Annotated in this window: 12 protein-coding genes; 10 read left to right on the top strand and 2 right to left on the bottom strand. The window is 36.5% G+C overall.

The features are described 5' to 3' along the window. Positions 1-67: 67 nt before the first annotated feature. The 10 genes from DIT68_RS15670 to DIT68_RS15715 all read left to right on the top strand — a co-directional run bounded on the left by DIT68_RS15670 (position 68) and on the right by DIT68_RS15715 (position 9,458). Positions 68-763 carry a Dph6-related ATP pyrophosphatase gene (locus DIT68_RS15670; RefSeq protein WP_109360770.1) on the top strand — a complete coding sequence of 232 codons (696 nt, stop codon included), beginning with the start codon at positions 68-70 and terminating at the stop codon, positions 761-763. A 50-nt stretch (positions 764-813) separates the two neighbouring features. Beyond that, complete coding sequence (locus DIT68_RS15675) at positions 814-1,284, top strand: DUF6932 family protein (protein WP_109360771.1); 471 nt, start codon at positions 814-816, stop codon at positions 1,282-1,284. Between the two features lie 11 nt (positions 1,285-1,295). Further along, positions 1,296-1,610, top strand: coding sequence for a hypothetical protein (locus DIT68_RS15680; protein WP_109360772.1), 315 nt, complete (start codon positions 1,296-1,298; stop codon positions 1,608-1,610). A gap of 141 nt (positions 1,611-1,751) precedes the next feature. Next, positions 1,752-2,792, top strand: a complete 1,041-nt coding sequence (gene lpxK / locus DIT68_RS15685; RefSeq protein WP_109360773.1) for a tetraacyldisaccharide 4'-kinase — start codon at positions 1,752-1,754, stop codon at positions 2,790-2,792. After that, positions 2,773-3,585: a purine-nucleoside phosphorylase gene (locus DIT68_RS15690; protein ID WP_109360774.1), complete on the top strand. Its 813-nt coding sequence runs from the start codon at positions 2,773-2,775 to the stop codon at positions 3,583-3,585. The genes lpxK and DIT68_RS15690 overlap by 20 nt, the downstream gene beginning before the upstream one ends. A gap of 21 nt (positions 3,586-3,606) precedes the next feature. Beyond that, complete coding sequence (gatB, locus tag DIT68_RS15695; protein WP_109360775.1) at positions 3,607-5,070, top strand: Asp-tRNA(Asn)/Glu-tRNA(Gln) amidotransferase subunit GatB; 1,464 nt, start codon at positions 3,607-3,609, stop codon at positions 5,068-5,070. Position 5,071: 1 nt separating this feature from the next. Beyond that, a complete protein-coding gene (locus DIT68_RS15700; RefSeq protein ID WP_109360776.1) occupies positions 5,072-6,325 on the top strand; it encodes a TlpA disulfide reductase family protein in 1,254 nt (417 codons plus the stop codon). 15 nt (positions 6,326-6,340) lie between these two features. Further along, complete coding sequence (locus tag DIT68_RS16595; protein ID WP_233244216.1) at positions 6,341-7,456, top strand: TlpA family protein disulfide reductase; 1,116 nt, start codon at positions 6,341-6,343, stop codon at positions 7,454-7,456. Between the two features lie 14 nt (positions 7,457-7,470). Then, on the top strand, positions 7,471-8,262 hold the full coding sequence (locus tag DIT68_RS15710) for a UDP-2,3-diacylglucosamine diphosphatase (RefSeq protein WP_109360778.1): 792 nt from the start codon (positions 7,471-7,473) through the stop codon (positions 8,260-8,262). Positions 8,263-8,318: 56 nt separating this feature from the next. After that, the gene (locus DIT68_RS15715; RefSeq protein WP_109360779.1) at positions 8,319-9,458 is read left to right on the top strand and encodes an NAD(P)/FAD-dependent oxidoreductase; all 1,140 of its coding nucleotides are present in this window, start codon (positions 8,319-8,321) and stop codon (positions 9,456-9,458) included. Positions 9,459-9,723: 265 nt separating this feature from the next. On the opposite strand, the gene DIT68_RS15720 is transcribed toward DIT68_RS15715, so the two are convergent. Continuing rightward, positions 9,724-11,094, bottom strand: a complete 1,371-nt coding sequence (locus DIT68_RS15720; protein ID WP_109360780.1) for an exonuclease domain-containing protein — start codon at positions 11,092-11,094, stop codon at positions 9,724-9,726. Between the two features lie 407 nt (positions 11,095-11,501). Further along, the gene (locus DIT68_RS15725; RefSeq protein ID WP_233244217.1) at positions 11,502-12,050 is read right to left on the bottom strand and encodes a hypothetical protein; all 549 of its coding nucleotides are present in this window, start codon (positions 12,048-12,050) and stop codon (positions 11,502-11,504) included. Positions 12,051-13,171: the final 1,121 nt, after the last annotated feature.

Below are 13,171 nucleotides of genomic sequence, written 5' to 3' on the forward strand. Positions count from 1 at the left end.
GGAGAGGCGTTGCTAATTGTTAAACCAATTCCCTCCAAATCGCTATTTTTATCCAAAAAAGGGAATAATGCAAAAATCAAAAGCAGTTTTTAATTGGTCTGGTGGAAAAGATTCCGCTTTAGCTCTTCAAAAAGTTCTACGAGAAAATCAATTTGAAGTTATTGCCTTGTTGACTACTTTTAATGAAGCCGATGAAAGCTCCTCCGCACACTCAGTACCTTTGGAATTAATGAAAAAACAAGCGGAGGCCATTGGTATAGAACTGTATCCCATCTTTATCAGTAAATTACCTAATGATTATGAAACCAAGATGCTGAAAGCTGTTCAGGATTTCAAAGAAAAGGGAGTTGCGCATTTTATTTTCGGAGATTTATATTTAGATGAAATTCGGAAATACCGAGAAAGTAAACTGAATCCGCATGGAATTGAAGTGGTGGAGCCGATTTGGGGAAAAACTGCTGAGCAAACAATGAATGATTTTTTGAATTCTGGATTAAAAGCCAAGATTGTAACCACGCAAGCGGATAAATTAGATGAATCCTACATTGGAAAAGAAATCACAAAAGAGTTGATTGATAATTTGCCAGCGGAAATTGATATTTGTGGTGAAAATGGAGAATATCACACTTTTGTTTATGATGGAGATATTTTCAGGAAGAAAGTAGATTTAGAAATTATTGAAGCATCTAAACTTTCCTTTGATATTAAATTGGATAGTCATGAAGTATATACTTATGAATACTGGCAGGCGAAGTTTGGGTAGGGTTTGAATATCTAATTTAAAAAGTTTATCTTTAATTCAAAATGTAGGATATGCTTAAATTTAATAACCTTGGTCATTTGGTACCAAACAAACCCATTTCTTCAGATATTATTGAGCTAGAAAAGTACTTTGTTATTGAGTACTCGTCAATTGAGCGTAGTAAAATATTCGAACAATATTTACGTTATTCTTCCGATTTAAAGAAGATTTGTGGTGATATTGAAATAAAGCAATGGATAAATGGATCATTCATATCAAGGTCCCAACCTCGTCCAAATGATATTGATTTAGTGTCCTTTATAGATAAAGATATCATTCAAACATTAGGTGAAGAATTAAAGCCTTTCACTTACCCAAGTTGTAAAAATGTTTATCATGGTGTTGATGCTTATCTTACAGAGAGCAATGATAGTATTGCAGACTACAATATGGCATATTGGCACCATCAGTTTGATACAACAAAAAGAAATTTAAGAAATGGTAAAAAGTTACCAAAAGGTTTTCTCGAAATTATTTACTAAATTTGAAAAGAATGGAAAATGAAAAACTATATCGTTTATTGGATGTTCTTGATGAAATCAAGCAGATTGATGAATTGATGTTAATACATGATTCTAAAAAGGAGAAGGCAACAACTTTAATAATGGACCAATATAGATTTAGGAGGGAGCAGTTGTTAACTTATTTAATTAACGAAATCAATGCTTCATCTGATAATTTAAGTTCCCGACTTTCGATGATTAAATTAATAATGGAACGTTTTCATATTGAGATAAAAGGAGAAGAAAAACAACAGGACATTGATGATATTAATCTTAATTCCTTAGCGCAAGCGATAATGGCTTAGAACAGAATTTGCAAGTTAAAATCTTGAGTAGAATTTTAGGGATATTGTGATTATAATAGTATTAATTACTCAATTTTTAAAACCCACGAATTAACCCTTGGAATCACTACGAATCACCAAGAATTTTCTATTTTTATCCCGATGATTATTCTCCGCATACTTTTATTTCCATTTTCCATGATTTATGGTTTCGTGATGGCGATTCGGAATTGGCAATTTGATAAAAATATCAAACCGGTTAGGAAAGTTAATACCACTGTGATTTCTGTAGGTAATTTGTCTGTTGGGGGAACAGGTAAAACGCCTCACGTTGAGTTTCTATTGAATGCTTTATCTGAGAAATTCAAAACAGCTGCACTTTCAAGAGGATACGGTCGAAAATCAAAAGGTTTTGTGAAAGTTAAGGCAGATTCTGAAGTAACAAATGTTGGAGATGAAGCGTTAAGTTATGCTCAAAAATTTGAAGGGAAAGTGAATGTGGCGGTTTGTGAAAAAAGAGTGGAAGGAGCTCAACAAATATTAGAGAATGAGCCGGAGACCGAAGTGATTGTTTTGGATGATGCTTATCAACACCGTTATATTCACCGAGATTGCAATATTTTACTCACAGAATACAGTAAGCCTTTTTTTAAGGATTATGTTTTGCCTGCGGGCAGATTAAGAGAGTTTCGATCGGGAAAACATCGAGCAGACCTTGTTATTGTTACGAAATCTCCAACTGAATTGTCAGAGCTCCAAAAATCGAAATTCATTGCTAAGCTAAAAATGCAACCGCATGTTCCAATATTCTTTTCCTCCATTGCTTATGGAGATTTGATTCACCTTCAAACTAAACAGAAGCTTACAGCACCAAAAGAAATCTTATTGGTTACAGGAATTGGGAATCCGCAGCCATTAATTGAGCATATAGAACTCACTTCAAAAGTTACCCATTTAAAGTTCGGAGACCACCACGATTACACAATCAAGGATATTGAGAAAATTCACAAATTATTTGGTAACTTTGCGTCTGCTGAAAAAATTATTGTTACCACAGAAAAAGATGCGGTGCGCTTAATGAATTCAGAAATTAAAGAAGCTTTACTTTCATTTCCTTGGTATTACCAAGCGATGACTGTGAAGATAGAAAATGAAAATAAATTATTAAAGAAAATATATAGCTATGTTAGATCAAATCAATGAAGCAGTAAAATATCTTCAGTCACAAACTGATGTGAAGCCACAAGTGGGTGTTATTTTAGGAACAGGTTTAGGTGGATTGGTAAATGAAATCAATATCACAAATCAAATTTCGTACGAGGATATTCCTCATTTCCCTGTTTCAACAGTTGAGGGACATAGCGGTAGACTAATTTTTGGAGAGCTTGGTGGTAAACAAGTCATGGCGATGCAAGGTCGTTTTCACTATTATGAAGGCTACACTTTGCAACAATGTACATTCCCTGTGCGTGTGATGAAAGCATTAGGAGTAGAACGTTTAGTGGTAAGTAATGCATCTGGAGGAGTAAACGAAGACTTTGAAATTGGAGATTTAATGTTAATTACAGACCACATTAACCTTTTCCCTGGAAATCCATTGATTGGAAAAAATATTGATGAACTTGGACCGCGTTTCCCAGATATGAGTGATGCTTATGATGTTGGAATGATTGAGTTAGCTGAGAAAATTGCAGGAGAATTAGACATCAAAGTTGTGAAAGGAATTTACGCTGGATTAACAGGGCCAACTCTGGAAACACCGGCAGAATACAAGATGATCAATATTTTAGGTGCAGACGCTGTTGGAATGTCAACTGTTCCTGAAGTTATCGTAGCTCGCCACATGGAAATTCCTTGCTTCGCTGTTTCTATCATCACGGATTTAGGGGTTGAAGGAAAAATCGTTAAGGTTTCGGCACAAGATGTAATTGACGTAGCCAATGAGCAAGAGCCAAAAATGACAAAGATTATTAAAGAGTTAATTGCTCGAGTTTAAAACTTATTTTTTACAGAATAAATGGTATCAGAGGAGGTAAAAGCAACATACGAAGCGGTAATTGGATTAGAAGTTCACGCTCAAATGTTAACGAAAACAAAAGCGTATTCTAGCGATGCAAATGAGTATGGAGCACGTCCAAATACGAATGTTAGTGCAATCACATTGGGTCATCCGGGAACACTTCCTAAGATGAACAAGAAAACAATTGAATATGCTATCAAATTAGGATTGGCTTTAAATTGTGAGATTGCAGAAAACCAACACTTCGATCGCAAGAACTACTATTATCCAGATTTGCCGAAAGGGTATCAAATTACACAAGATAAAACCCCAATTTGTGCGAAAGGATGGATTGATTTACAAATGGAGGACGGAAACACCAAACATGTTGGAATCACACGTATTCACATGGAGGAAGATACCGGAAAAAGTATTCACGACGTGGATGTTTACGATACTTTGGTCGATTTGAATCGTGCGGGAACTCCATTGTTGGAAATCGTTACGGAACCAGACATGCGCAGCGGAGACGAAGCTTATGTTTATTTAACAGAAATTCGCCAATTGGTGCGCTACCTTGAGATTTGTGATGGGAACATGGAAGAAGGAAACCTGCGCTGTGATGCCAACGTTTCTGTTCGAAAAGTAGGTGCGAAAGAATATGGTCGCAGAGTGGAAGTAAAGAATATGAACTCCATGCGAAATGTGCAGCGTGCTATTAATTTTGAAATTGATCGACACATTGAAGCCCTTGAAAATGGTGAAGAAATTGCACAAGAAACACGTTCTTTTGATGCTGTAAATATGCGTACGATTTCTATGCGTACAAAAGAAGATGCGAATGATTATCGTTTTTTCCCAGAACCAGATTTACAGCCTTTGCATGTTTCGAAAGAACAGGTGGAATTGATTAAGGCTGAAATGCCTGTTTTACCAAAAGCACTTTTCGAAAAGTATACCAAAGAATTAAAATTATCAGAATACGATGCAACGAATATCATTTCAACAAAACCATTTGCTGAATATTTCGAAGCGTTGATTTTACATACAAAAAATTATAAATCTGCATCCAATTGGATGAATGGAGAAGTACGTTCTTACCTGAATCAGCAGGGGAAATCAATTGAAGAGTTTCCGATAAATGCTGAGAAGTTGGCAGAATTGATTGAACTTATCGACGGAGGTTTTGTTTCGAACAGTGTGGCTGCTCAGAAAATATTCCCCGCATTACTGGAACAACCGAACGCAGCAGCAAAGAAAATTGCCGAAGAGCTCAACTTGATTCAAGACAGCGATGAGGATTCCATTTCTGCCATAATTAAGGACGTAATTAAACAACATCCTACCGAGGCAGAACGTTATAAAAACGGAGAAAAACAATTGGTTGGATTTTTTATGGGGCAAGTAATGAAAGCATCAGGAGGAAAAGCAGATCCAAAATCGGCAAACAAGCTGATGCGTCAACTTTTAGAAGAAAATTAATATGATTAAAAACAGTATTTATGTTTTGGCATTGAGCACTTTGCTTTTTGCCTGTTCGACAGACGAAGAAACTACAACGACGACAGAAGCGTCTAATTCCGCAGCAACAACATCGGATGAATCATCGGACGCAGATGCGGGGCAAATGATGAAAGATCCAAACGAAGTTCCCAATGTTACTTTGGAAGGCACTTTGAAAAATGGAGCGAATGCAACCTTGGTGCTTGAAGCAAGTACAGACCGCGGACCAATCGTAATCAGTAAAGCGACTACGGATGGCAGCGGAAAGTTTCAATTAAAAGGAGCGATTGAGGCAATGGGATTGTATCAACTGCGTGTTGATGGAAAAATGTCGCAAAACCAAGAACCAAAAGTGATTCCAATGACTTTAGTTCCGGGTGACGAACTTTCCTTAAGCTTAGATTTTAACGATTTCAATAGGTCTGTAGTTTATGAAGGAACAGAATGGGCGGAACCATTGAATGGTTACATGAATCAAATGAAGGATTTTATTGATTGGCAAATGTCCATTGTAGATCCGCAATCCTATAATCAAGAAGACTTGATGAAAATGGTGGTGGAGAAAAAAGAGCCTATGGACCGCTACATCATCAAAGAAATTCGTGAAGATGCTGATAATCCTGCGCACATTCTTTTAATGACCAACTTAATGCCGATGATGGGGTATGACAATTATGACCCTAAAAATATCGATGTACTTAAGATTTTGCATGCGGCTTATGAAAAAAGCTATCCCGGGCATCCAATGACGGTAAACATTGGCTCACAAGTAGCACAATTGGAGCAAGGATTGAAAGATTACAAGGATTTTAAAGAAAAGAACATTGCACCGGAAATTACTTTACCGAACCCGGAAGGAGAGGAAATGTCGCTTTCTTCATTAAAAGGAAAGTATGTTTTAATCGATTTTTGGGCGTCTTGGTGCGCACCTTGTCGCGTAGAAAATCCTAATGTGGTTCGCCTTTACAATAAATACAAAGGAGATAAATTTGAAATTTTCAGCGTTTCATTGGATAAGGACAAGGACAAATGGATCAAAGCGATTCAAGCGGATGGCTTAATCTGGGATTATCATGTGAGTGACCTTTTAGGATGGAAAACAACAATGGTGGAGAAATACCAATTTAGTGGAATTCCACACACTGTTTTAATTGATCCAGAAGGAAAAATTATCGCTGAAAAACTAAGAGGACCATCTTTGGAAAGAAAGTTGCAAGAACTCTTCGGAAAATAAAAAAACAATATGAATATGAGACGTACATTCACTTTACTAACATTTACTTTATTATCAACACTAGGATTCTCTCAAGAGAAAATTTCCTTTGTATTGCAAGGGCAAATATTTAGCACAGAGAGTGATACGCTTCGATTGTATCAAAATTTAGGAGGAGAAAATATTGAAGTAGCTTCTATTCCTATAGACAAAGAGGGTTTTTTCCAAAAAGAAGTTTCCGTTGCCCACAAGGACTATTATGTGCTCAACTTAGAGGACAATCAAGGTGTCAACATCATTGTTGAGGGCACTGCGGATACCATAAAGGTGTATGGTGACGGCAGCAATTTCCTTAATCACTCCAATATTGTGGGGTCTCCATCGAGTTCAGCCCTATTGGAATTCTTAAGAGTAAATACCGAGTACAAAGCAAAACTGGACTCTGCGAATCGTTATTTACAAGCTAACCCAACCAAGAAATCTGAAATTCAAAAACAATTTCAGTCTACGTACCAAACTTTTATGGGACAAAGACAAGGCTATATCAAAGAATATGGAAATTCACCTGCTTTGATTGGTGTTGTACCTTCTGTGAATGTGGATCAAGAATTTGAGCTTTACGAAGAAATTGTGGCTCAACTGAATGCTAGTTTTGGTGAAAGTCCAACGGTTCAAAGAATTGTAAAAGAGTTTGCAGTGAACAAGGAAAAAAGATTAGCCAGCATGCCTTTAGCACCAGGAGCGGAAGTGAAGGAAATTTCTTTGCCTAATCCAGAAGGTGAAATCTTGAATTTATCTGATTATAAAGGAAAAGTTGTTTTAATCGACTTTTGGGCGGCTTGGTGTGGACCATGTAGACGTGAAAATCCTAATGTTGTGAATCTTTACAATAAATACAATAAAGAGGGTTTCGAAGTTTTTTCAGTTTCCTTGGATAAGGACAAAACGAAATGGTTGGCTGCAATTGAACAAGATGGTTTAGTTTGGGATGCTCACGTTTCAGATTTGAAAGGATGGTCTTCTGCGGCAGGAAGAGATTATAACGTTTCTTCCATTCCATTCACTGTTTTAATCGACAGAGAAGGAAAGGTAATTGGGACGAATCTTAGAGGAGAAGGATTAGCCGATAAATTGCAAAGTATTTTCGAATAATTCACATTCCATAAATGTCCAATTCAAGTAAAAAAATATATTTTGCTTCCGATTTTCACTTGGGGGTTCCCACGGCTGAAAAGAGTTTAGAGAGAGAGAAATTAATTGTTCAATGGCTTGATGAGGTGAGCAAAGATGCGGAAGCTATTTATTTGGTAGGCGACATTTTTGATTTCTGGTTCGAATATAAACATGCTGTTCCCAAAGGATTTGTTCGTTTACAAGGGAAAATAGCAGAACTCACGGATGGTGGAATTCCGGTACATTTCTTTACTGGAAATCATGATATGTGGATGTTTGGCTACCATGAACAAGAGTTGGGAATCACCATGCACAGAGAACCTGTTGTGTTTGAAGCGCAGGGAAAAAAGATTTACATTGGACACGGGGATGGACTCGGTCCAGGAGATCACGGTTACAAATTCATCAAAAAAGTATTTTCAAATAAGTTTTTTCAATGGTGTTTCGCTCGACTTCACCCAAATTTCGGGATAGGTGTGGCCAATTATTTCTCAAGATCGAGTAGGGCCAAAGCCGGAGACACTGATGAGAAATTCTTAGGTGAAAAGGAAGAATGGTTGGTGGTATATTCAAAAGAAATTTTGGAAAAACAACACATCGATTACTTCGTTTTTGGTCACCGCCATTTACCTATCGCAATGTCTGTTGGAGAAAACAGTGAATACTTTAATTTAGGAGATTGGATAAAGTATTATACTTATGGTGTGCTTGAAAATGGTGAATTTCATTTGAAAACCTATCCAGACAATAAAGAGTTTGTGTTCTCCATTGAAAATAAGAACTGAAAATTTTAAAAAGTAAACCGAAAGCTAATCATTATTTAAAACACTAAATTATCAATATGAAGCATTTTGAAGTGGCAATTATTGGAAGTGGACCCGCAGGAGCCTCAACCGCTTATTTCTTGTCGAAAGCAGGAATTTCAAATGTGATTATTGAAAAAGAAACTTTGCCGCGCTATAAAACTTGTGGAGGTGGCTTTGTTTTTAGAGGTCGAAACAATCTACCTATCGATATTTCAGAAGTAGTTGAGAAAGAGTTTCACACCATCGATATTTATTTAGGAGAAAAACTACATTTTAAAACCCATAGGGAAGAACCTACTATTTCTATGGTGATGCGCGATAATTTTGATGCCTTAATCACCAAGAAAGCAAAAGCTCTAGGATCTGTTTTATTGGAAAATAACAAGTTGAATGCTTTGTCGTTTAAAGACGATTTAATCACCTTAGAAACCTCTCAAGAATCAATAAGTGCAAATTTCGTAATCGCTGCAGATGGTGTTTTAAGTCCGACCGCTAAAATGGCTGGGTGGACTGAAGACACTAGAAAACTAGTTCCTGCACTGGAATATGAGGTCGAAGTTTCGGAGGAAGATTTTAAGCGCTTATCTACCGAAGCACGGTTTGACATCGATGCCATTCCTTTTGGATATGCGTGGAGTTTTCCGAAGAAAGGACACCTATCACTAGGTGTAATGACCACCAAACGCAGTAAAATCAATCTAAAAAAGCATTATGAAGAATACAAAAAGCAATTAGGAATTGAGAATGTAATCAGCGAAACGCAACATGGATTTCAAATTCCTGTGGCTCCAAGAACAGATGGATTTGTAAAAAATAATGTATTCTTGATAGGAGACGCAGCAGGTTTTGCCGATCCAATTACCGCAGAAGGAATTTCTAATGCTATACACAGTGGAAAACTGGCAGCAGAAGCCATTATTGAGTCGAAGGGAAATAGTGCTGAGGCAAAAGGAAGATATGAGGAAAAACTAGAAGCTGATTTGTTGCCGGAGTTACAAACTGCGGTCTGGTTAGCGAAATGGTTTTACGAACAGAAAACAATCAGAAATATTCTCCTAAAGAAATATGGACAGCGCTTCAGTGAAGAAATGGCAGATGTTTTTCACGGAAAAAGAACCTATCCTAAAAACATTAAACAAACCTTGAAAAAGAAAATCAAAGAATTGGTTTTTTAATTTTTTCAGAGGAATAGACTAGCTTTCTAAGTCTTCGATGCCTTCGACAAGCTCAGTCACCGAAGGGCAATCCCGTTGAATAAGCCTGTCGAAGGCAGTAGAGAGACAAGCTCAGTCACCGAAGGGCAATCCCGTTGAATAAGCCTGTGGAAGGCAGTAGAGAGATAAAAGAAAAAATATTGAAAAGATAAAAAGTAATACAAAATAATTCAAACATAAATATGACCGCTACCCCCATTAAGCCTGAATAATTAAACATTAACCATTAGAACTTCCGTATTTCAATTCCTTTTCCAATTCTTACCATTCTGTTGATAATCATTCGGATATCTCGGTCTTCTTGATATCTGTCGATGGCTTCTTTCCATGTTTCTATTGAGCGATCATTCATTTCTTTTGGAAGATAGCCGTATCCAATAAAAGTTCCTCTTTCTACCATCAGTAAACCCAATTCGGTTTGATTTCTTCCTTTGTCGATGATGAAGAAATTGTCAAGTTCAAAATTGAGTCGGTCGATGAGTCTTTTTACACGTTGATTGTAGTCTTCAGGAGCTTCTTCTCCAATACAAGCACCTTTGCATTCCTTTGTGTGGTATTGAAAACAAGCCGTTTTTGTGGGATATAAGCCCACTAGTTTTTTGCATAAATTATAGTCGTAGACTGCGCGTTCCAAAAAGCCATTTCCTTCATTTCTGTTCGAAAAAGTAGTGATGGGTTGGTCTGCTCGTTTCTTGATTAAATCCAAATGAAGATTCACATATCCTTTTCCATCGTCGAAAGCAAAGAGTCCATAAGGATATTTGTCTTTGCGCAACTGTCTGTTAAAATGCGGTTGGTGTTTTTTAATTAAATTAGACTCATGAATTAAAGCAATGGCTTCAGATCCTGTGATGTCATATTCAACACGCACAATTTCCTTCGACATGTTAATGCCTTTTTTGGTTTTCACATTCTTTAAATGCTGCTGAACTCGTGTTTTAATGTTTTTGCTTTTTCCAATGTAAATCAGACGGTTGTCTTCGTTATAGAATTTATAAACCCCTGTCGATTTAGGAATTTCTTCTATGGTTTCATAATCTAATCCAGGATGCAAATGCTTTGGAATTATATCAGATTGTATGAAACTATTTAGTTTTTCTTTGTCGGTTTGGTAAAGTAAATGAAAGAGTTCCACGGTGGCCAAAGCGTCTCCTCTTGCACGGTGTCGGCCAACCAATTCTATTCCGAGTTCATCGGTTAGTTTTCCTAAGCTGTAGGAAGCGTGTCCTGGAATAATTTTTCGTGCAGACTTTACGGTGCACAAATGTTCTGAGCGAAATTCGAATCCCAAAGATCTATATTCACCACGCAGAACATTGTAATCGAAACCTACATTATGCGCCACGAAAACAGCATCGCCAATAAATTCGATGATTTCTTTGGCCAATTCATAGAATTTCGGTGAATTCTCCACCATTTCATCGTTTATTCCTGTCAATTGCGAAATAAAGTAGGGGATAGGACGCTCAGGATCGACCAATGAAGTGAATTCATCAACAATTTTTTCTCCGTCCGTTAGGAAAATGGAGAACTCTGTAATTTTGGAGTTTTTGATGCTTCCCCCAGTGGTTTCTAAATCAATTACCGCATATAGCATTCTGTAAAAGTAAGGAATTTGGAGGGAAAGAATGGAGACGTCCTATTAAAAAAAGTGAAGGGTACTTTTAACCCGAATTATTCATGGGCTTACGAGGGTTTACGTCATGAAAATTCAAAATGTCAATATATTTGGGTAGCACAGATGTTTTTAGTGTCCAGAAGTTTAACTCCACTTTTGGGTATTAAAAATTTCGAGCATTTCCAAAGTTAGCAGGCAGTTTGGCTTTGTTATAGGAAATTCATTAATAATTAGGGTGAATAACAAAGACTGCGCTTGTGCAGTGTTTTTTGTGAGCTATTTTCAGCACTTTAGTCTTTCAAAGACAAGAAGATTCCACTTTTCGAGTAAATGGATTGGTTAAAAGATTGGATCAGCTGGTCGTGAACCCTTTCTCTTTCTTAGTGTTAATTCATTTTCGCTTGGTGCCAAATCGTTTCGGATTCCTTTAATTTACGGCCTTCCTCGAAACCAAGAAATTCATCATTTCCATGTTTCTCCGACCAAAATCCTGTTAAAATTACATTGTTTATCAATTTATAAACAACAACCCCTTTATAGATTTTACCTTCATTGTCCTCTTCACCTTCGTAAGAGAAATTTATGATGAGCGTGTCACCATGAAAGAAGCCACTTCCTTGCTGCACTTGTTCACCATTGATGACCCATTCCGCATTTACTCTGATCTCACTAACTTTTGAAATATGCAAAAATCCAAAATACCTTCCTTGTTCTTCATCTTGATTCAAGCCAATAATATTGTAGGAACCTTCAAATTGCAATGCATTTTTAGACAAATTAGCAGTTTCTAAATCCTTGACCAAAGCTTCTCTTTTTTCTATTTCAGCTTGAATGGTTTGCAATTCTTCGCTAGAGAAACGTTCCGTGTTTTGTAATGCTCTTTTGGAATGGGCTAGCCATTGGGATATTTGGGAGGAGTTGGGGGAGTTTTTCATTGTTTTTTTTGTTTTCAGATGATAGCTTAGCTTTGTCAAGTTCACCTTCTTGATAGATGTTCTAAATATGCTTTCCAATAGATTCATATTTCAAATGCAGGTTCTTTCAAATTTGCGTACAACAATCGGCTTTCGACCATAGTCTATATCCAACCTGTATCTTTCCCACCAAATATAACATTAACCCCAACACAAAACCCAACTACAAAAAGCATTTTCAATTGATTACAGCAGGAGTGTAATATTTAAACTACTTTCTACCAGTACTATAAACCTTTAATTCTAGGCTTAAAAACCCGAAGCATCGATTCCCACCCCGACGAAAACCGGTAGCTTTGTGAAGTTATTATTTTTAGCAAGAAGAAGGAACAAAATTATAGTTTGTAACTGAAACAATAGTACTAAACGGACTTATTTAAAGACAAGCCGATCATTACTATGAATTGAGAAGTAATTTTACTAGACCAATCATTTTATCTTTTTCTTCTGGTATAGAAATAGCAATTAATAAGGTCAATGTGGTTAAGGTTTCTGGTGAGATTTTAGTTGAAAATTCAAATTTTCATTTTTTAATTTACGCTTATTATAGAGCCATGTGGAGTGGTTGTCGCAAATTTTGCACACACCACTTTCCTATCTAACTCTTCGTCCTTGAAAATATTGTTAATATGCCTAGATACGACAGATCTATCTATCTCAAATAATTCAGATATTTGTTTTTTAGATGCCCAAATAGTGTCATTTTTATAATCAGTTTTTAACTGTATTGCTCCATTTTTAGACTGAAAAAATGCTAATTCCTTTTCTTTCGTTTATATTAATACCGTGTTGAACGAATCCTCCTAACGTCGGAAGCTTCTATCACTCGCTAAATTAGCAATTTACTATATTTGAATACAAATTAAATCAAATATTATGTATAAAAAAAAGTAAAACCCTCGTTGAAATTGCAATTTTAGAGGTTGCAGGTTTTGAAGACTTGCACGAGAAACTGACCAAAAGCTTCTCGATTAATGGAAAGTCAGAAAGCACCCTAAATAACTACTCCAGATGCCTTGCGCACTTGGCTTTGCATTACAAGAAAAGTCCAGAACATCTAGATAAAGAAGCCATTGATGACT

The organism is Brumimicrobium oceani (assembly GCF_003143775.1).
GTDB classification, from domain to species: Bacteria; Bacteroidota; Bacteroidia; order Flavobacteriales_D; family Crocinitomicaceae; genus Brumimicrobium; species Brumimicrobium oceani.